Origin of the sequence: Rhodococcus sp. W8901 (genome assembly GCF_013348805.1) — a bacterium.
GTDB lineage: Bacteria > Actinomycetota > Actinomycetes > Mycobacteriales > Mycobacteriaceae > Prescottella.
The window spans coordinates 2,528,730-2,550,249 of the sequence record NZ_CP054690.1 but is presented as its reverse complement, the minus strand read 5'-3'; the positions used below and the strand labels follow the sequence as shown (position 1 = coordinate 2,550,249).

At 69.3% G+C, this 21,520-nt stretch carries 19 protein-coding genes; 5 read left to right on the top strand and 14 right to left on the bottom strand.

The annotated features are described in order from the left end of the window. Window positions 1-18 precede the first annotated feature (18 nt). From HUN07_RS12075 to HUN07_RS12065, 3 genes are all read left to right on the top strand, one after another. Window positions 19-699 (top strand): TetR/AcrR family transcriptional regulator, encoded by a 681-nt coding sequence (locus HUN07_RS12075; RefSeq protein ID WP_174909884.1) that lies wholly within the window; start codon window positions 19-21, stop codon window positions 697-699. 95 nt (window positions 700-794) lie between these two features. Beyond that, window positions 795-1,124: a type VII secretion target gene (locus HUN07_RS12070; protein WP_114722641.1), complete on the top strand. Its 330-nt coding sequence runs from the start codon at window positions 795-797 to the stop codon at window positions 1,122-1,124. Next, the gene (locus HUN07_RS12065; RefSeq protein ID WP_174909882.1) at window positions 1,121-2,482 is read left to right on the top strand and encodes a hypothetical protein; all 1,362 of its coding nucleotides are present in this window, start codon (window positions 1,121-1,123) and stop codon (window positions 2,480-2,482) included. The genes HUN07_RS12070 and HUN07_RS12065 overlap by 4 nt, the downstream gene beginning before the upstream one ends. A 26-nt stretch (window positions 2,483-2,508) precedes the next feature. Here the strand turns inward: HUN07_RS12065 and HUN07_RS12060 are convergent, their stop codons facing one another. The 5 genes from HUN07_RS12060 to HUN07_RS12040 all read right to left on the bottom strand — a co-directional run bounded on the left by HUN07_RS12060 (window position 2,509) and on the right by HUN07_RS12040 (window position 8,921). Beyond that, window positions 2,509-3,513: a malate dehydrogenase gene (locus HUN07_RS12060; protein ID WP_174909880.1), complete on the bottom strand. Its 1,005-nt coding sequence runs from the start codon at window positions 3,511-3,513 to the stop codon at window positions 2,509-2,511. A gap of 106 nt (window positions 3,514-3,619) precedes the next feature. Further along, entirely contained in the window at window positions 3,620-6,223 is a 2,604-nt protein-coding gene (locus HUN07_RS12055; RefSeq protein ID WP_174909878.1) for a helix-turn-helix transcriptional regulator, read from the bottom strand. 99 nt (window positions 6,224-6,322) lie between these two features. Continuing rightward, window positions 6,323-6,904, bottom strand: coding sequence for a hypothetical protein (locus HUN07_RS12050; protein ID WP_174914655.1), 582 nt, complete (start codon window positions 6,902-6,904; stop codon window positions 6,323-6,325). A 46-nt stretch (window positions 6,905-6,950) separates the two neighbouring features. Further along, window positions 6,951-8,225, bottom strand: a complete 1,275-nt coding sequence (hisS, locus tag HUN07_RS12045; protein ID WP_174909876.1) for a histidine--tRNA ligase — start codon at window positions 8,223-8,225, stop codon at window positions 6,951-6,953. 15 nt (window positions 8,226-8,240) lie between these two features. Continuing rightward, entirely contained in the window at window positions 8,241-8,921 is a 681-nt protein-coding gene (locus tag HUN07_RS12040; protein ID WP_114722637.1) for an MBL fold metallo-hydrolase, read from the bottom strand. 185 nt (window positions 8,922-9,106) lie between these two features. On the opposite strand from HUN07_RS12040, the gene HUN07_RS12035 reads away from it, so the two are divergent. Both HUN07_RS12035 and HUN07_RS12030 read left to right on the top strand, forming a co-directional pair. Continuing rightward, window positions 9,107-9,976: a peptidylprolyl isomerase gene (locus HUN07_RS12035; protein WP_174909874.1), complete on the top strand. Its 870-nt coding sequence runs from the start codon at window positions 9,107-9,109 to the stop codon at window positions 9,974-9,976. Continuing rightward, window positions 9,976-10,764, top strand: a complete 789-nt coding sequence (locus HUN07_RS12030; protein ID WP_174909872.1) for a peptidylprolyl isomerase — start codon at window positions 9,976-9,978, stop codon at window positions 10,762-10,764. The genes HUN07_RS12035 and HUN07_RS12030 overlap by 1 nt, the downstream gene beginning before the upstream one ends. A gap of 88 nt (window positions 10,765-10,852) precedes the next feature. Here the strand turns inward: HUN07_RS12030 and HUN07_RS12025 are convergent, their stop codons facing one another. From HUN07_RS12025 to ruvC, 9 genes are all read right to left on the bottom strand, one after another. Beyond that, complete coding sequence (locus HUN07_RS12025; RefSeq protein WP_174909870.1) at window positions 10,853-13,195, bottom strand: RelA/SpoT family protein; 2,343 nt, start codon at window positions 13,193-13,195, stop codon at window positions 10,853-10,855. An 82-nt stretch (window positions 13,196-13,277) separates the two neighbouring features. Further along, a complete protein-coding gene (locus tag HUN07_RS12020) occupies window positions 13,278-13,844 on the bottom strand; it encodes an adenine phosphoribosyltransferase (protein ID WP_114722633.1) in 567 nt (188 codons plus the stop codon). An 8-nt stretch (window positions 13,845-13,852) separates the two neighbouring features. After that, window positions 13,853-15,607 (bottom strand): ABC transporter substrate-binding protein, encoded by a 1,755-nt coding sequence (locus HUN07_RS12015; RefSeq protein WP_114722632.1) that lies wholly within the window; start codon window positions 15,605-15,607, stop codon window positions 13,853-13,855. A 1-nt stretch (window position 15,608) separates the two neighbouring features. Beyond that, window positions 15,609-16,790: a protein translocase subunit SecF gene (gene secF / locus HUN07_RS12010; RefSeq protein WP_114722631.1), complete on the bottom strand. Its 1,182-nt coding sequence runs from the start codon at window positions 16,788-16,790 to the stop codon at window positions 15,609-15,611. A 4-nt stretch (window positions 16,791-16,794) separates the two neighbouring features. Continuing rightward, the gene (gene secD, locus HUN07_RS12005; protein WP_174909868.1) at window positions 16,795-18,495 is read right to left on the bottom strand and encodes a protein translocase subunit SecD; all 1,701 of its coding nucleotides are present in this window, start codon (window positions 18,493-18,495) and stop codon (window positions 16,795-16,797) included. Between the two features lie 138 nt (window positions 18,496-18,633). After that, window positions 18,634-18,969: a preprotein translocase subunit YajC gene (gene yajC, locus HUN07_RS12000; protein WP_114722629.1), complete on the bottom strand. Its 336-nt coding sequence runs from the start codon at window positions 18,967-18,969 to the stop codon at window positions 18,634-18,636. Window positions 18,970-19,135: 166 nt separating this feature from the next. Next, complete coding sequence (ruvB, locus tag HUN07_RS11995; protein ID WP_254622909.1) at window positions 19,136-20,275, bottom strand: Holliday junction branch migration DNA helicase RuvB; 1,140 nt, start codon at window positions 20,273-20,275, stop codon at window positions 19,136-19,138. Further along, entirely contained in the window at window positions 20,272-20,877 is a 606-nt protein-coding gene (ruvA, locus tag HUN07_RS11990) for a Holliday junction branch migration protein RuvA (RefSeq protein ID WP_114722628.1), read from the bottom strand. Before ruvA ends, ruvB begins: the two co-directional genes overlap by 4 nt. After that, entirely contained in the window at window positions 20,874-21,449 is a 576-nt protein-coding gene (gene ruvC, locus HUN07_RS11985) for a crossover junction endodeoxyribonuclease RuvC (RefSeq protein ID WP_114722627.1), read from the bottom strand. Before ruvC ends, ruvA begins: the two co-directional genes overlap by 4 nt. Window positions 21,450-21,520: the final 71 nt, after the last annotated feature.

The following is a 21,520-nucleotide window of genomic DNA, read 5'->3' as shown; positions in this document are numbered from 1 at the left end:
TCCTGTAAGGATGGATCCATGACGACAACTGGTGCCGGCCGGCCGAGACTGTCGACGCGCAAACGGCCCGGCGCGACCGCACGCGAGGAGATCCTCGACGCGGCGGCGGAACTGTTCACCACCCGCGGCTTCACGGGAACGTCCACGCGGATGATCGCCGACGCCGTCGGGATCCGGCAGGCGTCGATGTACCACCATTTCGCCACCAAGGACGACATCCTCGCCGCCCTCCTGCTCGGGACCGTCGCGGCTCCGGTGGAGTGCGCCGAACAGCTGCGCCGGGACTGTGAAGATCCCGTCGTGGGCATGTACGCCCTCGCGCTCTTCGATGCCGGGCAGCTCGTCGCGTCCCGCTGGAATCTGGGCGCCCTGTACCTACTGCCCGAGGTGACGACGGAGCGGTTCGCCGAGTTCCGCGGACTGCGGGCGGACCTCATGGCGCGGTACGCGGCGTTCGCGCACGACGCCCGCGACGCGATCGCCGGCCCCGACTGCGGTTCCGTCCCCCTCGAACTGCCTTTCCGGCTCGTCGAGGCGACCATCAGCTCCCGTTCGGACGCCGCGGTGCACGACACCACGTCGCCGCTCACCCCCGACGCGGTCGCCGACGCGGCCCTACGGGCCCTGGGCTGGACCGGTCCGACGGACGAGATCGCGAGACGGGCAACGGCCCTCCTCGACCGAATACCCGAAAGCTGATTGCCGAGAGTTGTCCACAGCCCGGCCCCGACGCTGCGCGCACGCCCCACCGCCTCCGCTACAGTGTCACCGGAATCACTGACTGGGGGGTCGACATGGACGGATTCACGGCTGCGCCGGACGAGATTCGCGCGTACGGGGACATAGCGGCGGAGACTGCCGCGAACATCGGAGCGGCCGGCGCGTTCGACGCCGCCGCCAACGTCGTGGCACTGGCGCCGGTGTTCGGTGTCATCGGCGCCGACTTCCTCGCGACATTTGCCACGACGCAGGTGACGCACGCGAGATCGGTTGCGGCCCTGGCGAACGTGTACGCGGGCACGAGTTCGGTCGCGCACACCATCGCGGCGGCCTACGACGGCGCGGACCGGTCCACCGGTGCCGCACTCGGCGCCGCACGAGATGCTCTGGGGGAGAACGCATGACGGCCTCGGATTCGACGGCATCGGGGAGCGATCAGCCGACGGTGCTGGATCTGTTGCAGGCGTCACCGGTCGCACCGGTGCTCGACATGCCGGTCCCCCGCACCCCGATGGAGGCGCTCGCCGCGTCGCCGCTCGGGCCGCTGCTGGACACACCGTTCACCGACATCGCGGCGGGCGCCCTGCCGCCGCTCCCACCACTGCCCGCAACGCCGCCGCTTCCCACGCTGCCGCCGCTGCCGGGTCTGGATCAACTGCTGCAACCGATCTCCGAGCTCGCCGGCGCGTTCGGCACCGGAACGGTCGGCGGTTTCGATCCGACGGCGTTGCTGCAGCAGTCGTCGTCGATCATCGACACCGCACTGTCCGTGGGGCTGTCCGGATTGAAGACCCTCGATCAGGCGTGGGACGGTCGGGCCGCGCTCGCCGCCCAGTCCCAGGGACAGCAGGCCCAGCTCGCCGGTGAGCAGCTCAGCCGACGCGGAAACGAGATCGCCACGGTCACGCAGGAAGCCGCGGGCTCAGTGGCTCGCGGCAACGCGAAACTCGTTGCCGTCGCCGAATCGTTCGTCGCGACCGCCGTTGCCGCCGGGCCGGTGGCTCTCACCCCGCCGGGACAGACCATGCTCATCGCGGCCGCTGCCGATCATCTCCAGCGCGCGTTGACCGTGATCGCCGAAACCCGCGCCGAACTCGCCGGGCACCAGTCGGCGATGGCAGCACTGGGGGCCGAGATCCCGGTTCCGCCGGCGCCCGCTCCCGCAGCCGGTCTCACGCCCGGGGGCGGGCCGTCGCCGATCGCGGTCGCGAGTTCACTTCTCGAATCGGTCGGAAAACCCCTCGTCGGGACGCTCACCGGACAGTTCGGGGATTCCGTCGCGGCGCCCACCCTGGCCGCGGGCATCACCGGGGGCGCCGGGGACTTCGCGGCCACCACGACCGCAGCGCCGACAACCCCCGCCGGCGGCGGTGTCGGAGGTGGCGGTGGCTCAGGCGGTTCCGCCACGTCCGGCTTCCTCGGAAGCATCGGAAGCGGCAGCGCTGCGGCCGCCGGTTCGGCGGGGCGCGGACCGGCTGCCGCACAGGTGCCGGCCGGCACTCCCGCCGCCGGACCTGCGAATCCGACCGCACCGGCCCTGGGCGCCGCCGCGTCGGGAACGGGCAGCGGCTTCGCGCCCGGCGGAATGGGCTCCGGGGCTCGCAGCGGCTACGACGACACCGTGGATCGCAGCACACCGAGCTACCTCGTCGATGCGGCGCGGAGCAACGACGTTGTCGGCGACCTGCCGATGGTGGCCCCGGCGGTCATCGGCGGCGTCGACCCCGGCGAGCTGGGGGCCGACGAGTTCGACCCGCGCTGATCGCCGTTCGTGCGCTCGGCCCGTCGTCAGATCAGGCCGAGCGCGCGGACCGCGTCCCGTTCCTGCTCGAGTTCCGCGACGGACCGGGCGATCCGTCCGCGCGAGAAGTCGTCGATCTCCAGGTCCGGGACGATGGTGAACTCACCGTTCGCGCAAGTCACCGGGAACGAGCTGATCAGACCCTCCGGGACGCCGTACGAGCCGTCCGAGCACACCGCCATCGAGACCCAGTCTCCGTCGGCGGTTCCGCGGACCCAGTCCCGGACATGATCGATCGCCGCGCTCGCGGCGCTCGCCGCCGACGACGACCCACGGGCCTGGATGATGGCAGTCCCCCGCTGCTGCACGGTGGGAACGAAGTCGTCCTCGATCCAGGCAGGATCCGAGACCGCATCGTCCGCGGGCTTGTTGCCCACGAAAGCGTGGAACAGGTCCGGGTACTGAGTTGCCGAGTGGTTACCCCAGATGGTCATCCGACGAATGCTGGCGGCCGGCTCACCGGTCTTGTGCGCGAGTTGCGCGATGGCCCGGTTGTGGTCGAGCCGGGTCAGGGCCGAGAACCGGGTTCGCGGCACGCGGGGAGCATTGTTCATCGTGATCAGCGCGTTGGTGTTCGCGGGATTGCCCACGACCAGTACCTTGACGTCGTCCGATGCGCGGGCCTCGATCGCCCGGCCCTGCGCGGTGAAGATCGCGCCGTTCGCCGACAGCAGGTCCGCGCGTTCCATGCCCTTCGTGCGGGGACGCGCCCCGACCAACATCGCGATGTCGGACCCGTCGAAGCCGACGAGTGGATCGTCGGTGATCTCGATTCCGTCGAGCAGAGGGAACGCACCGTCCTCGAGTTCCATCGCGACACCCTCCGCGGATCTGACCGCAGCGGGAATCTCCAGCAATCTCAAGCGAATCGGGGTCTCGGGACCGAGCATGTCGCCGGCCGCGATCCGGAAGAGCAAACCGTACGCGATCTGCCCGGAGGCCCCGGTGACCGTGACAGTGGCTGGTGCGTTACCGACAGGTGCAGTGCTCATGCCGCCTCCTCGCGTCGTCATCGACACTTCCCACCGTAGCCACGAATCCGGCAGCGGGAGAAGGAGATCGGTCACACCACACGTCGATCGACGATTGTGGAACGGCTCACACCTGGACGAGCTTGGCGAGGTCGCTGCGGTGGCTCAGCGCCAGCTTCTCGCACGCCCGGTAGATGTGGCCCTCGACGGTGCGCACCGACAGCACCAGTCGGCTGGCGATGTCCTTGTTCGACAGTCCGCGACCGACCAGAACCGCGATCTCCCGTTCACGATCGGTCAGCGGCAGCGGGCGGGCCGCCTTCGCCAGGGCGGGCGTGGTCGCCCCGTCACACCGCGACGACAACCAGTGCGCCTTCGCCGCCGCCGACAGTTCACCCCGGCGGTCGCTCGACCGCGAGTACGCGGTGGCGGCCTGCGCGTACATGTCCGCCGCCGCGATCAGGGCGCCGACGCGCTCGAACTCGGCGGCGAGCCGGTCGAGTGCGGGTCCGTCCGCCTTCGCCAGCGCGCGTGCTCGCTCGGCCGCCACCTTCGCGAACGGCCCGTCCACGACCGACCCGAGCTCGACGAGCCGCTGGACGGTGGAGTAGTCGCCGAACGTGGTCGCGACGTCGAGCGCGAGCGCCTCCACCGCGAACTGGCCGGACTGCGCAGCCCGGTCCGCACCGCGGCGCGCCGCATGGACCGCGGCGGACACCTCCCCCGCCGCCCCCGCCACCCACGCCCGGGCGATGTCGATGAGCGGGTCGAAGAAGGCCAGTTCGGGGCCGGAATGGCGTTCCGCGATCGCGAGAGCGGCGGTGGCGTCGTCGGGCTTCCCCTGCGCGGCCCGCACCTCGCACAGGCTCACGGCCGCGAGCAGCATCCATTCCGATCGCGTCTCGCGGTCGAGCACCGCGAGGGCCTCCGTCAGGTGCTCGGCGGCATCGTTGAGCCTGCCGCTCGTCAGTTCCACGACGCCGGACGCCACGTCGGCCAGGGCGGCGCTGTTCGGCTGTCCGGCGGCCAGGTCGCGGTACCGGGCGGCCGTCTGCTGTGCCGCCGACAACCGGCCGACGAGCGTGAGTGCCTGGACCTCGAAGTAACCGATGTGGAATCGCAGCAGGCCGTCGCCGTGCGAGATCGCTTCCCACGCGGACGAGGCCAGCGCGCCCACCTCGAAGCCGCGGCCCGACACGGTCAGCGCCGCGACACCCGCGAACACCGCGCTGGCACGCGCCCACGGGTGGGCCTCCGGCGCCGCCCCCACCTGCCGGGCCAGTGCGATCGCCTCCGCGGGCCGACGGTCGTACAGGTGCAGGACCGCGTCCAGTGCCACCACCGACACCGCGAGCATGGGGTCGGTGATCCGGCCCCGTTCGCGCTCGAACAGCGCGACCGCCTCCTGCGGGCGACCGGCCTCCAGATACAGGCTCGCGACGCGGGTCAGGAGCCAACGGGCGACGTCGTACTCGCTCAACGCGTCCGGGTCGACGGCCGCGAACACCTTCTCGGCCTCGTCGCCCCGGCCCTGCCACATCAGGGCCCGACCCAGCGCGAACGACGCGTCGAAGCCGGCTCCGCGCCGGACGGCGGCACCCGCGAGGCGCGCACCGAGATCGAGGCTGGCCATCGCGATCGCGTCCTCCGCACCGCGCACCAGCAGATCCGGATCCGGGTCCATTCCGGACTCCATCGCCAGCTCGGCGATGCGCATCGAGGTCACCACGCCCGGATCGGGTGACGCGCGCAGCACCTCGACGAGTCGCCGCTTGATACGCTGCGCGGCGAGCACACCGGCACGATCGCGGATCACCTCACCGAAGAGCGGATGTGCCAGGCGCACGACGTGCGCGTTTCCCACGTCCCGGATGCGCACCAGATCCAGCCGCTCGGCCTCTTCGATCGACCGCCGGCTCACCAGTTCGCTGAGTACCTCGAGCTCGAGTGGCTCGCAGAAGGCGAGGTAGTCGACCACGTCGAGGGCGTCGCGCGGTGTCCGCGCGAAGCGCGACTCGAGCAGCGACGCGAGGGCCGCGGACACCCCGGGGCGACCCCGCAACTGCCACACACCCCCCGATTTGCGGAGTGTGCCGCCGTCGAGCGCGCCCTCCACGAGGTGCCGCAGGAACAGCGGATTGCCCTCCGACGCCTCCCAGATCTCGTCCGCGCTGAACCGCTCGACCGGAGCGCCGAGAACCGCGTGCAGTTCCTCGTCCATCTCCTGCCGCGTGAACGGCGGGACCACGAACGGGGTGAGCAGGCCGTCCTTCCACAGCGCCTCGATCGCCCCCGGCACGGGAGCACCGCTGCGGACGGTGACGACCAGCCGGGCATCGCGGCCGACCGCCAACTGGTGGACCAGTCCCGCCGAGAACTCGTCGAGCAGGTGCGCGTCGTCCACCCCGATGATCCCCACCCAGCCGTCGGGAGCCGAGCCGTCCTCGGCGAGCAGGTCGCGCACCGCGCGCAGCGCGACGACGGGGTCGCGCGACGTGGTGCGGGCCAGGTGCGGCGCGAACGCCCCGAGGGGAATGGACTGGGTGGACTCGGTGCCGACGATCCATCGGGCGTCACCGGTGAGCGAACCCACCAACTCCCGCGCCATCGTGGTCTTGCCGACCCCGGCGGTACCGACCAGCACCACTCCGCACGACGTGCCGTTGCGGAGCAGTTCCTCTGCGTCCTCGAAGACAGCCTTGCGATCGAGGACGGGCCAGAGTCCGACCATGCTTCGAACGATAATCCTGTCCGGCGGCGCAGCGAAGCGAACGGCCGAACCCGCAACCAGGGAGTTACCGCCCGGTCAGTCCGTCTCGGCGCACGGACGTCAGATCGACAGGGTCGCGACTTCCTGGTCGGTGAGCACGGTCTGCGGGACCCGGCCCGCATCGCGGACCAGTACGACCGCTCGGTACAGCGGGCGCTCCTCCAGACCGGCACCCCGGGCCTCCGCTCGCAACTGCTCGATGAGCAGCGATGCCGCGGCGGCCGCGGGTGCCAGTTCGCTCGCGGAGAGGGCGTCGGCGAGCTTGCGCAACCCGAGCACCTCGAGTTCGCGCCCGCCGTCCGCGGTGTAGAGCGCGAGCGGCACGGTCTGCGCAGCCCGGCCGTCCCCGATCCGTACCGCGACCTGACTGATCCGCCCGGCCCGGACGACGAACTCGACACTGACCGCCTTGCCCACCTCGATCCGACGGTGCCGGAGTCCGTTCGATGCGTGGATCACGGTGCCGTCCAACCACATTCGGCGCCGGGTTGCCAGCAGCGCCGACAGCGCGGTCGGCAGGCCGATCACCGCGCCGACGGCGACGGCGACCAGCGGGTCGGCGAAGAACGCCACCACGGCGCCCACCACGATCCCGATCACGATCGAGACGACGGCGATCCGGCGCATGCGGGGCGCCAACATCGACGCCGGGATGAGGTCGAGGGAGAACTGCTCCCCACCCGCGCCGTCAGGCGTCGGCAAGAATCGAACCGATCTGCGCGACAATATCTTCCAACGGGACCGAGGTCTGTTCGCCGGTGCCCAGGTTCTTGACGCCGATCGTGTCGGCCGCGAGGTCCTCGTCGCCGAGCACGAGCGCGAACCGTGCACCCGAACGGTCCGCCGCCTTCATCGAGCCCTTGATCCCGCGATCGCCGTACACCATGTCGACGCGGATGCCGGCCGCCCGCAGGTCCCGCGCGATCGTGACCATCCGCGCCTTCGCCGCGTCACCGATCGGCACGCCGAACACCTCGCAGCGCGCGGGGTTGCCGGCGGACTTGCCCTCCGCCGCGAGCGCCAGGATGGTGCGGTCCACACCGAGGCCGAAGCCGATACCGGACAACGGCTGACCGCCGAGCTGCTCCATGAGGCCGTCGTAGCGACCACCGCCGCCGATGCCGGACTGTGCACCGAGACCGTCGTGGACGAACTCGAACGTGGTCTTGGTGTAGTAGTCGAGGCCGCGCACCATGCGCGGATTCACGACGTAGGGCACACCGAGCGCGTCGAGGTGTGCGAGGACCTGATCGAAGTGCGACTTCGCACTCTCCGAGAGGTGATCGAGCATGAGCGGGGCGTCCGCCGTCATCTCGCGGACCTCCTTGCGCTTGTCGTCGAGCACGCGCAGCGGGTTGATTCGGGCTCGTGCCTGCGTTTCTTCGTCCAGCGGCAGCGCGAACAGGAACTCCTGCAACCGCTCCCGATACTGCGGGCGGCACGTCTCGTCACCGAGCGAGGTGATCTCGAGCCGGAAACCGTCGAGTCCGAGGGACCGGAAACCGGCGTCGGCGATCGCGATGACCTCGGCGTCGAGCGCCGGATCGTCCACGCCGATCGCCTCGACGCCCACCTGCTGCAGCTGACGGTAGCGGCCCGCCTGGGGGCGCTCGTAGCGGAAGAACGGGCCGGCGTAGCTGAGCTTGACCGGGAGTTGGCCGCGGTCGAGGCCGTGCTCGATCACGGCGCGCATCACACCGGCGGTGCCCTCGGGCCGGAGCGTCACCGAACGATCGCCGCGGTCGGCGAACGTGTACATCTCCTTCGACACGACGTCGGTGGACTCACCGACGCCGCGGGCGAACAGACCCGTGTCCTCGAAGATCGGCAACTCGATGTGTCCGTAGCCGGCCAACCTCGCCGCGCGGGTCAGCCCGTCGCGCACGGCGACGAACTCCGCGGACTGCGGCGGGACATAGTCGGGAATGCCCTTGGGGGCCGAGAAGGTGCTGGACTTACTCACGGTGCTTACTTTTCCTTACTGGGAGGCGGTCAGTCCAACGAGGAACGGGTTCGCGGCACGCTCCTGGCCGATCGAACTCGATCCACCGTGGCCGGGCAGGATTGCGGTGCTGTCGTCGAGCACGAGCAACTTGCGCGCGATCGAGCGCAGCAACTGCTCGTGGTTGCCCCCGGGAAGGTCGCTGCGGCCGATCGAACCCTGGAACAGCGTGTCTCCGGTCAGTGCGACCTGCAGCGGTCCGTCATCGGTCGACAGTTCGGTGCGGAAGACGACCGAACCCTGCGTGTGCCCGGGGGTGTGGTCGACCACGAAGTCGATCCCGGCGACGGAGAACTCGTCACCGTCGGCGAGTTCGATCACCTCGGCCGGCTCACGGAACTCGACCCCGGCGATGAACTGGTTCATGGTCGGTCCGATCCCGCGCGCGGGATCGCTGAGCATGTACCGGTCCTCGGGGTGGATGTAGGCCGGAATGCCGTACCGCTCGCAGACCGGCTGCACCGACCACGTGTGATCGAGATGGCCGTGTGTCAACAGCACCGCCCGGGGCTCGAGCTCCGACTGGGCGAGGAACTGCGCCAACGGTTCGGCCGCGTCCTGGCCGGGATCGACGACAACGCAGTCCGTCGAGTCGTCCTGCGCGAGGATGTAACAGTTGGTCTGGAACATCCCGGCCGGGAATCCGGTGACGAGCACGGCGGCAGCTCCTAAAGTACGGGTCGATTACGGGGTCCGTTGCGGACCGCATACAGCCTAGGCTGTCGTCGCGCCAGGATCTTCTCAGGTTGGAATGACAGACTCGCCCGAAGCCCTCGGGCGGCGACGGGTGCCACGAGATATTCCGGAACAAACCGAACGAGACGTACGGGAGGACTACCGCAGTGCCGAGCAATCAGCAGCGCCGGGAAGCAGCGAAGAGAAAGCTGGAACGCCAGCTCGAACGGCGCGCCGCGCGCGCACGAAAGCGCAAGCAGTTGACGATCGCCGGTTCGATCGTCGGCGTCATCGTCGTGGTCGCGGTCGGGGCCGTCGTGGTGACGCTGAGCGGCAAGGACGAGGACAAGTCCTCCGAGAACACCGCGGCCTCCCCGACGCAGACCGCCGGCGCGTTGCCGGCCGGTCGCGCCGAGGCGCTCGCGAATCTCGTGAACTGCACCTACACGCCCGACGGCAGCGCGCCGTCGAAGCCCAACACTCCGCCGCGCACCGAGGGCATCGACACCACCGTCGCGACTGTCAGCGCCAGCATGGAGACTTCGCAGGGCAACATCGGCCTGACGCTGAACAACGGCGAATCGCCCTGCACGGTCAACAATTTCGTCAGCCTCGCCTCGCAGGGCTACTTCGACGCCACCAGCTGCCACCGGCTCACCACAGGTGACAGCCTGCAGGTCCTGCAGTGCGGCGACCCCACCGGGACCGGGACCGGCGGGCCCGGCTACGGCTTCGCCAACGAGTTCCCGACCGACCAGTACGCCGAGGGCGATCCCGCGTTGAGCACGCCCGCGCTGTACCCCCGCGGCACCCTGGCGATGGCGCACAGCGCCGTGCCGAACAGCAACGGCAGCCAATTCTTCATGGTCTACGGCGATTCGCAGCTGCCGCCGGACTACACCGTGTTCGGCACGATCGACGAGACCGGCCTCGCGACCCTCGACAAGGTTGCCGCGGCCGGAAACGACGCGTCCAACCAGCCCGGTGACGGCAAGCCGAACCTGCCCGTCGAGATCACGAGTGTGAGACTGGACTGATGAAGCGCACAGCATTAGCCGCAGTCGGACTGGGCGTGGCACTCGTCCTGACCGGGTGCTCCTCCGACAACGACAGCTCCACCGACACCTCCACGAGCGCATCGAGCACCTGGACGACACCGGCCGCGCCGTCGATCGACATGTCCCGTTTCGCGGCCCTGCCCGCGGCCGCCGCACCCGCCGCGCCGACGGTCGACTGCAGCTACGCCCCGGCCGGTCCGGCCGCGAAGGACGTGAAGGCTCCGAACGGAACGGGCGTCTCGACCGAGGGCACCGTCCCGGTCGCTCTCGCCACCGATGCGGGTCCGATCGGCCTCACCCTCGACCGCGCGAAGGCACCCTGCACGGTCAACAGCTTCGTCAGCCTCACCGAGCAGGCGTACTACGACGGCACCCCCTGCCACCGCATCTCCACCGTCCCCGGCCTGGGCATGCTGCAGTGCGGTGACCCGTCCGGACGCGGCAGCGGCGGACCCGGCTACCAGTACGCCAACGAGTACCCGACCAATCAGTTCGCCGCGAACGATCCCGCGCTGAACAACCCCGTCGTGTATCCCCGCGGCACCGTCGCGATGGCCAACGCCGGCGCCGACACCAACGGCAGCCAGTTCTTCCTGGTCTTCGAGGACTCGCTGCTCCAGCCGAACTACACGGTGGTCGGCACGATCTCGGACGAGGGGCTCGCCACCCTGGACAAGATCGCCGCGGCCGGCGTGAAGGGCTCCACGTCGCCCGGCGACGGCGCCCCGACCAACCCGGTCACCATCGAGACCGCCAAACTCGGCTGACACGCCTCCCCTGCACAGCTGAAGGGGCCCTTCGTACGCTCACAGCGCACGAAGGGCCCCTTCAGCCCGTTCCGGAGGCTCGAACCCGCTAGGCGGCCGACGTCACGCGGTAGACGTCGTAGACGCCCTCGACGTTGCGCACCACGTTCAGCACATGACCCAGGTGCTTCGGGTCGCCCATCTCGAACGTGAACTTGCTGACCGCGACCCGGTCCCCCGACGTAGTCACCGACGCCGACAGGATGTTCACCTTCTCGTCGGCGAGAGCCTTGGTCACGTCCGACAGCAACCGATGCCTGTCGAGTGCCTCGATCTGGATGGCCACCAGGAACACCGACGACGGCGACGGCGCCCACTGGACTTCGATGATCCGCTCCGACTGCTGTCGCAGCGAGGCCGCGTTGGTGCAGTCCGTGCGGTGCACGCTCACCGCACCGCCGCGCGTCACGAAGCCCATGATCTCGTCGCCCGGCACCGGGGTGCAACACTTCGCGAGCTTGGCGACCGTGCCCGGCGCTCCGGGCACCAGCACGCCCACGTCGCCGGTGCCACGCGGGCGGGTGGGGATGGTCGACGGCGTCGACCGCTCGGCCAACTCCTCCTCGACGGCGCCGACGCCGCCGAGATGCGCGACCAGGCGCTGCACGACGTGCTGAGCCGAGACGTTGTGCTCGCCCACCGCGGTGTAGAGCGCCGAGACGTCGGCATACCGCAACTCGTGCGCGATCGCCGTCATCGACTCGGCATTCATCAAGCGCTGCAAGGGAAGTCCACCGCGGCGAACCTCCTTCGCGATGGCGTCCTTGCCGGCTTCGAGCGCTTCCTCGCGGCGTTCCTTCGCGAACCACTGCCGAATCTTGGTCTTCGCCCGCGGCGACACCACGAACGACTGCCAGTCCCGACTCGGCCCGGCGTTGGCCGCCTTCGATGTGAAGACCTCGACGACCTCACCGTTCTCGAGCGTGCGCTCGAGCGCCACCAACCGGCCGTTGACGCGGGCACCGATACATCGGTGTCCGACCTCGGTGTGCACCGCGTAGGCGAAGTCGACCGGCGTCGAGCCGGCGGGCAACGTCACCACATCGCCCTTCGGCGTGAAGACGAAGATCTCCTTGACCGCGAGGTCGTACCGGAGCGACTCGAGGAACTCACCGGGATCGGCGGCCTCCCGCTGCCAGTCGAGCAGCTGACGCATCCACGCCATGTCGTCGACCTCGGCGACATCGCCGGAGTGCCGCCCCTTGGTCTCCTTGTAGCGCCAGTGCGCGGCGATACCGAACTCCGCCGTGCGGTGCATGTCCCGCGTGCGGATCTGCACCTCCAGCGGCTTGCCCTCGGGGCCGATCACGGTGGTGTGCAGCGACTGGTAGACCCCGTACCGCGGCTGCGCGATGTAGTCCTTGAACCGGCCCGCCATCGGCTGCCACAGCGAGTGCACGACGCCGACCGCGGCGTAGCAGTCGCGGATCTCGTCGCACAGGATCCGCACGCCCACCAGGTCGTGGATGTCGTCGAAGTCGCGGCCCTTGACGATCATCTTCTGGTAGATCGACCAGTAGTGCTTGGGGCGGCCCTCGACGACGGCATTGATCCGTGACGCCGACAGGGTCGCGTTGATCTCCGCCCGCACTTTCGCCAGGTAGGTGTCGCGCGACGGTGCCCGGTCCGCGACCAGCCGGACGATCTCCTCGTACTTCTTCGGATGCAGGATCGCGAACGACAGGTCCTCGAGCTCCCACTTCACGGTCGCCATGCCGAGTCGATGCGCCAGCGGCGCAATCACTTCCAACGTCTCGCGGGCCTTGCGCGCCTGCTTCTCCGGCGGCAGGAACCGCATCGTGCGCATGTTGTGGAGCCGGTCGGCGACCTTGATGACCAGCACCCGTGGATCGCGCGCCATCGCGATGATCATCTTGCGGATCGTCTCGCCCTCGGCAGCCGATCCCAGGACCACCTTGTCCAGCTTGGTGACGCCGTCGACGAGGTGCGCCACCTCCTCACCGAACTCGGCGGTCAGTTCCTCGAGCGAATACCCGGTGTCCTCGACGGTGTCGTGGAGGAGCGCCGCCACCAGGGTGGTGGTGTCCATGCCGAGTTCGGCGAGGATGTTCGCGACCGCGAGCGGATGGGTGATGTACGGGTCGCCGGACTTGCGGAACTGCGTGGCGTGCCGCTGCTCGGCGACGTCGTACGCCCGCTGCAGCAGCGAGAAGTCGGCCTTGGGGTACAGCTCGCGGTGCAGGGTCACCAGCGGTTCGAGCACCGGGCGGACCGGGGCGTTGCGCTGACCGGTGATGCGCCGTGCCAACCGGGCGCGCACCCGTCGCGACGCGGAGGTCGGTACGGGCGCGGGTGCGGACTTCTCCGCAGGTGGCGTCGCCCCTGTACCGGGTGCACCTGTGTTCTGAGACCGATCAAGATGCTGGGTCATGCCGTCACCTCCTGCCACCGCGCTGCGGGCGGTCCCTCGGGACCCGGCGGCACTGCAACACCACCAGGCACAACTGTAGTCCTCAGACTCGCACGAGCGACGTCAGCGGGTACCGCTCGAACCGCTCCCGGCCACCCAGTTCCTCGATCTCGAGAACCACCGCGACGCCGACCACCTCGGCACCGGCCCGGGCCAGCAGTTCGGCGGCCGCCAACAGCGTTCCGCCGGTGGCGAGGACGTCGTCGATCACGAACACCCGCCGGCCCTTCAGGTCGGGCGCGTCGCACGGGATCTCCAGCGTCGCCGCGCCGTACTCGAGCGCATAGCTCTCCGCATACACCGGCGGCGGCAGCTTGCCCGCCTTGCGCACCGCCAGCACACCACAGCCCAACTCGAGCGCGACGCCGCCACCGAGCAGGAAGCCCCGAGCGTCGACGCCCGCGACGAGGTCGGCACCGGTGCCCGCCGCCGCGAGACCGTCGATCACGGCGCGGTAACCGGGACCGTCCGCGAAGACCGGAGTCAGGTCGGCGAACCGAACCCCGGGCGTCGGGAAGTCGTCACACCAGCGCGTCAGACGCGACACCGCTTCGCCGGCCTTCTCCAGCGCAGTCGCGAGGTTCGGCGTGGCAGCTTCAGGCGCATCCATCTGAGAAATCACCTGAGAAGTATCCACCTGTCCATGTTCCACCCGGCACCGGACCTCGTAGGGTTCGGCACCACCGCGTGCATCCCCTTCGAATGCGCGGTCGTCCGCGGCTGGTCGAACAGCGGAATCGTCGGCATCTCGTTCCAGAGGATCGCCTCCGCCTCCCCCGCCAGCGACATCCGCGCCGCCAGGGAACCGTCGACCGCGAGCTGATCGGCGATCTGATCGAAGCGACCATTGGCGAACCCGCCGAAGTTGTCGCCGTTGCCCGAGTGCAACGCGAAGGCCGCGTCGGTCGTCGCGCTCACGCCGGCGGCACCCGCCGCCGAACCCGTTCCGGCGAGCACGGCATCGACCTGGCCCGCGCCGAGGGCCGTCGGCCGGAAGTCGGGCGAGCCGGCGTCCTCGACGGTGATCCCGGCACCCGCGCACGACGCGGCGATCTCCTGAACGGTCTGCGCGCGCCGCTCGTCGGGTCCGAGGTAGCCGACACGCACCGTGAGGTGCTGCTGCCCCGTCTCCTCCCGCGCCGCAGTCGCGCCGGGGATGTCCGGATCGGTGTAGATCCCGCCCTCGGCGGCGACTGCCGACGCGTAGAAGAGCGTGTCGGGCGCCGTGATCCGGGAGTCGACCACGCCCGAACCCAGCCCGGTCGGCACGTCGAAACCGGGATGACCGAGTTGGTCGAACAACTGCTGACGCGGCAGACACAATGCCAACGCCCGCCGGGCCTCGACCGAGCCGAGGGTGCCGCGCGTAGCCAGCACCAACTGCTCGACGCTGCGCGACGGCTGGTCCACGACGTCGAAGCCGTCGCCCAGATTCAGGCCCTCGATCGATCCGGAACCGATGTCGACGACCTCGATGTCACCGTCGTCGATGCGGGACTGCACATCCGAACCCTTGGGCCACACCACGATTCGGGACGTGGCGGGCTTGTTGCCCCACCAGCGCTCGTTCTCGACGAGCACCAGCCCGCCGTCGGCGGTGTAGGAGTCGATCCGATACGGACCCGACGACGGCAGTCTCGTCAGATCCGGTTCACCAGGCGTCAGTGTCCAGCCCGTGTTCCAGAAGTCGGCGATGCGACCGACTGCGTCGGCATCACCCGAATGGACTGCACCGACCAGGTCCGGCACACCCGCGGCCTGCGCCGCGACGTGAGCCGGCATCACCTCGGTCGCCCCGAACAGCGAACGCCAGTCCAGGTAGCCGCGGCCGGGCTTGAAGACGACGGTGGCGTCCTTCGATCCGGGTTGGCAGTCGACGCGGTCGATGTCGGAGTAGCCGGCCCTCGTGGCCGCCTCGAACATCGGTCCGGTGCCGCCGTCACCGGGCCGGGTGAACCGTCCACTGCCCGCCGCCCACGTCAGCACGAGGTCGTCGCAGGAGACGGGCACACCGTCGGAGTACACCGATGCCGGGTTGAGCCGGTATTGCACGGTGAGCACGTCGCCGGGAAGCACGCTGGCCGTGCCGAAATCGGTGTCCGCGACCGGCCCACCGGCGGGACCGGTGTAGCTCATGCCGGTGAGCACCCGGCCGAGCGCCTGCCGCGCACCCGTCGCCGCGCCCTCGACGGTGTTGCCGTTGTAGGTCGTCACGACGTTGTCGATCGCGAAGCCCAGCGACGGCACCTGATCGGCGGGCTCGCCGCAGGCGGCGGTCGCACCGACCGCCGCCGCGGCCGTCAGGGCAACGATCGACCTGACGACGCGGCGGGTGGGACGGGGGGCACGACGGGAGGTTTTCGCATCCGGCATGTCAGTGCCTCTTCTTGTTGCGCTTTCCGGTCGGCGTGGCTCCCGGCCTGGGCGCACCGCCCGCGGTCGGACGCACCCGCGGCTCTACCCGCTCGGCCGAAACACTCTTCACACCGGACGCCGCCTCACGCTTGGCCAGCACCTTCTTGGTGTGTGCGGCGACGGGACCCCACCGCTCCTTGATGCTCACCAGCATCGGGGTCGCGGTGAAGATCGACGAATAGGCACCGACCAGGATGCCCACGAGCTGCACCAGCGCCAGGTCCTTCAGCGTGCCGACACCGAGGAGCCACACTGCGACGACCATCAGGCCGAGCACCGGCAGGATCGAGATCACCGTCGTGTTGATCGACCGCATCAGGGTCTGGTTGACGGCCAGGTTGGCCTGTTCGGCGTAGGTACGGCGGTTCAGGTGCAGGATGCCGCGGGTGTTCTCCTCGACCTTGTCGAACACGACGACGGTGTCGTAGAGCGAGAAGCCGAGGATCGTCAGGAAACCGATCACCGTGGCGGGCGTGACCTCGAAACCGATGAGCGAGTACACGCCGGCGGTGACGATCATGTCGAAGAACAGCGAGATGATCGCCGCGATCGCCATGTCGCGTTCGAACCGGACCGCGATGTAGATACTGACGATGATCAGGAACACCACGAGCGCTATCAGCGCCTTCTGGGTGATCTGGCCGCCCCACGTCTCACTGACGTCCGCGACACTGATGGCGTTCTTCGACGGGTTGCCGTTGCTGTCCTCAGGATGGAACGCATCGAACAGCGCATTCTGCAGCGTGGCCACCTGCGCGACGTCGAGTGCCTCGGAGCGGATCTCGATCGACGAACTGGAACCGGATCCCACGGTCTGGACCGACACCGGCTCGTTGCCGAGGCTGTCCGAGTACACCGTCTCGACCTGCTCGGTGGTGACACCGGCCGGCGTCGGGAACTGGATGCGAGTGCCACCCTCGAACTCGATTCCGAGTGTGAATCCACGAACGACGATGCTCAGCAGCGACAACGCGACGATCGCGCCGGTCAGCAGGTAGTAGAACTTCCGGCGACCGATGACCTCGAAGCCACCGGTGCCGGTGTACAGGCGCTGGAGCCAGCTGTGGTGCGGCAGCAGTGCCTGGTTGACGCCGGCGTCGGTGACGTTCGTGTCGACGGCGGAGGTGTTCGACTCACTCATTGCTTCATGCCTCCATGTCGGACGATGCGGAGGTCGACGCGGCGACCATCTTGCGTTCGCGGGCGACCTGCTGGACGGCCCCGAGCCCGTTGACGCTCGGCTTGGACCAGAAGCGCGACTTCGACGCCATGTAGACCAGCGGCCACGTCACCAGGAACACCACGACCACGTCGAGGATCGTCGTGAGGCCGAGCGTGAACGCGAAGCCACGCACCTGGCCCACAGCGAGGGCGTACAGCACCGCGGCCGCGATGAAGCTGACCGCGTTGCCGGACAGGATCGTCCGACGTGCGCGCGCCCAACCGCGGGGCACCGCCGAACGGAAGCTGCGGCCCTCACGCATCTCGTCCTTGATGCGTTCGAAGAACACCACGAACGAGTCCGCGGTCATACCGATACCGATGATCAGACCCGCGATGCCGGCGAGGTCCAGGGTGAAGCCGATGTACCGGCCCAACAGAACCATCACCGCGTACACCATGACGCCCGACAGCACGAGCGAGAGCGCCGTGAGCACGCCGAGCATGCGGTAGTAGACGAGGCAGTAGACCAGCACCAGCACGAGACCGACGGCGCCCGCGATCAGACCCGCCTCGAGTGACTGGAGGCCGAGGGTCGCGGAGACGGTTTCGGCCTCCGACGCCTCGAACGACAGCGGCAGCGAACCGTACTTGAGTGTGTTGGCGAGCTCCTGCGCCTGGGTCTGTGTGAACTGACCGGTGATCGACGTCGAGCTGCCGACCGGGGTCGCGCCCTGCACGACCGGCGCGCTGACGACCTTCGAGTCGAGCGTGAAGGCGGCCTGCTTACCGATGTTCGCCGACGTGAACTGCGCCCACGTGGAGCTGCCACTGGACTTGAAGCTCAGGCTCACCTCGTAGCGCGACTGCTGCGCGTTGAAGCCGGACGACGCGTCGGAGATCTCCTGGCCGTCGATGATGCTCGGGGCGAGAAGGTACACGGTGGTGCCGTCAGTGGAGCACGCGACCAACGGCAGCGCCGGATCGTCGTTGCCCTGGAGCGGGTCGGGCGCCGAGCAGTCGAGCGTGGCCATCGCCTGCTGCTGGACCGCGGGGTCCTCGCTCTGACGGGTGGCCTTGGCCTTCGAGATCTCCGCAGCCGCGGCCTCGGGCGAACCGGGCTCCGGCGCCTGGGTGGCAGGAGCCTCGGGTACCGGAGTCGGCGACGGTGCCGGCTCGGTGGGATTCTGCGCCGGGAACGGGCGCTCCTGCGCCGCCGGCTCCTCCGCCCCCGGAGTCGTGTTCGGCTCCGTCGGAGCAGGGGCCTGCGTGTTCGGCGCCTGGACCGGCGCGCCGGGCGCGGCCGCGGGCTGCGAGGCGAGCACCGGACGGATGTACAGACGCGCGGTCTGTCCCAGCGAACGGGCCTGCGAGCTGTCGTCGCCGGGGACCGTGATGACGAGGTTGTCGCCGTCGATCACGACCTCGGAGCCCGAGACACCCAGGCCGTTGACGCGGGTCTCGATGATCTGCTGTGCCTGACGCAGGCTGTCCTGGCTGGGAGTGCTGCCGTCAGGCGTTCGCGCGGTGAGTGTGACTCGTGTCCCACCTTGCAGGTCGATCCCCAGTTCCGGGGTCGGGGACTTGTCTCCGGTGAAGAAGACCAACGCATACAGCGCGGCGACGATCGTCGTGAAAACGGCGAGCGCGCGCACTGGATGCACCGATCCTGTCGAAGGTGCCACGGTCTGTCTGTCTCCTCGGTACGTGCGGTTCAGGTGAATGACGCAATGGGTCGCAGATTCTCACTGCCTCTCGGCGAGCCAGGCGCGAACACGCCCCCGTAGGCAGGCTTGAACCTGCCTACGGGGGCGGCCGACGCACTACTCGCCGTTCAGACGACGCTGCGTTTCATCGGGCGTCTCGTCAGACTCGTCGACCACGTCGTCGCCGGCGGCGTCCTCGTCGACGAGGTGCTCACGGATGACCATGCGCGACCACGTCGTGACGACACCGGGAGCGATCTCGAGGTCGACGGTTCCGTCGCCGAGGCCGGCGACGGTGGCGTGCAGCCCCGCCGTCGTCATCACCCGGTCACCGATCTGCAGGGAATCCTGGAGTTCAGCGGTCTTGGCCATCTCCTTCTTCTGGCGCCGGATGCCGAGGAACATCGGCACCAGCAGAGCGAGAATCAGAACGGGAAACAGCAACTCGAGCATCGGAAAGTCAGTCCTCAGGGTTGTCACACACTTCTACGGCACGGATCCGGGTCGGTGCCGCGCCACCCACCAGTGTGCCATTAGCAGGGCCGTCGAAAGGGAATTCGGCACCGATCCCATTTCGCTTATACCGAACAAGCGTCACGGGAGCGCCGGACGAACCCGCTCAGCGTTCCTCGGTGTCGGGCTCCCCCGAGTCGAACAATCCCAGCTGCGGCTCCCGGGCACGCACCTCGATTCCGCCGACTGCGGCATCGGGTGGCGGGGTCAACCCCAGCTGCGCCCACGCCGCCGCGGTCGCGACTCGACCGCGAGGGGTCCGGGCGATCATGCCGGCCCGCACCAGGAACGGCTCGCACACCTCCTCGACCGTCGCCGGCTCCTCCCCCACCGCGACGGCGAGCGTCGAAACACCGACCGGTCCGCCGCCGAAGCTCCGCACGAGTGCGCCGAGCACCGCCCGGTCGAGACGGTCGAGACCGAGAGCGTCCACGTCGTACACCGCGAGGGCCGCCTGGGCCACCTCGCAGGTGACGATGCCGTCGGCCCGCACCTCCGCGTAGTCGCGGACGCGACGCAGCAGACGGTTCGCGATACGGGGTGTGCCCCGCGATCGGCCGGCGATCTCCGCGCTCGCCTCGGGTCCGAGATCGACGCCGAGAATGCCCGCCGACCGCAGCAGGATCTGCTCCAACTCGGCGGGCTCGTAAAAGTCCATGTGAGCGGTGAAGCCGAACCGGTCGCGCAGCGGGCCGGTGAGCGCGCCGGACCGCGTCGTGGCCCCGACCAGCGTGAACGGCGCCACCTCGAGAGGAATGGACGTCGCACCCGGCCCCTTGCCGACCACGACGTCGACCCGGAAATCCTCCATCGCCAGGTACAGCATCTCCTCGGCGGGACGCGCGATCCGATGGATCTCGTCGATGAACAACACGTCGCCCTCGACGAGATTGCTCAGCATCGCCGCGAGATCGCCGGCACGCTCGAGCGCCGGCCCGGACGTGAGGCGCAGCGACGTCCCGAGTTCGGCCGCGATGATCATCGCCATGCTGGTCTTGCCCAGCCCGGGCGGACCGGAAAGCAGGATGTGGTCCGGCGTCCCGCCGCGCATCTTCGCGCCGGTGAGCACCAACTGAAGCTGTTCACGCACCCGCGGCTGGCCGATGAAATCGGTCAGGCTCTTGGGCCGCAGGCTGGCCTCGATCTCACCGTCCGACGCGACGAAGTTGGCGGTGACCTCGGAACCGGCAGACCCGTCGGCGTGGATGTCCGACGCTTCGTCGCCGTGCCCGGCGTCGAAATTCATCGTGTCTTACCGAGCAGCGCCAGCGCGGAGCGCAGCACGACCGACGTCGTGGCGGTCGGGTCGGCGGCCACGACCGTGTCGGTCGCCTTCTCGGCCTGGTCGAGCCGGAAGCCCAGTCCGGTGAGCGCCTCGACGACGTCATCGCGCACGACACTCGGAGATCCGCCCGGCGCCGCGCCCGGCAGGTCCCCGGCAGCCGGGACGGCCTCGACCTTGTCCCGCAACTCGACGACCATCCGCTCCGCGCCGCGCTTGCCGATGCCGGGCACCCGGGTCAAGGCCGTGACATTGCCCTCGGCGAGTGCCTTGCGCAGGGCCACGGGCTCGAGCACCGCGAGGATCGCCATCGCCAGCCGTGGGCCGACACCGGACACCGTCTGCAGGAGGCCGAACAGATCCCGGGATTCCGCGTCGGCAAAGCCGTACAGCGTCATCGAATCCTCACGGACGATCATCGCGGTCAGCAGTCGTGCATCGTCACCGCGGCGCAGCGTCGCCAACGTGGCGGGTGTGGCGTTGACGCGATAGCCGACGCCCGCGGCCTCGATCACCGCGTGGTCCAACCCGATCTCGAGGACCTCACCCCGTACCGAAGCGATCACCGTGTTCCTGCCTTCCCCGCGGCGACTTGCTTCAGCCGCATTTCGTACCGTCGCTTCTGTTCGGCGGCGGCGGCCTCGGCCGCGGCCATCCGATCGAGCATCGGAGCGCGCCAACAATGGCAGATCGCGAGCGCGAGCGCGTCCGCCGCGTCGGCCGGTTTGGGCGCGGTATCGAGCCCCAGGATGCGGGTGATCATCGCGGTCACCTGCTTCTTGTCCGCGGTTCCGCTGCCCGTGACGGCCGCCTTGACCTGGCTGGGGGTGTGGAAGCACACATCGATCCCCCGCTTGGCCGCAGCCAACGCGACGACCCCGCCGGCCTGCGCGGTCGCCATCGCGGTCCGCACATTGTGCTGCGAGAACACCCGCTCGACGGCGACGACGGTGGGCCGGTACCTGTCGAGCCACTCGTCGGCGGCATTCGAGATCCCCAGCAGGCGCTGGGACAGCTCCATGTCCGGCGGCGTGCGAACGACGTCCACCGCGACGGGTATCACCGCACGACCTCGACCGGAGTCCACGACGCCGAACCCGCACCGCGTCAGGCCGGGGTCGACTCCCAGAACACGCACGCGCCCACCTCTCGCCATTTCCGAACAGCTGTTCGATCATAGCGGGAGGTGGGCGCGGGTGGATGTACCAA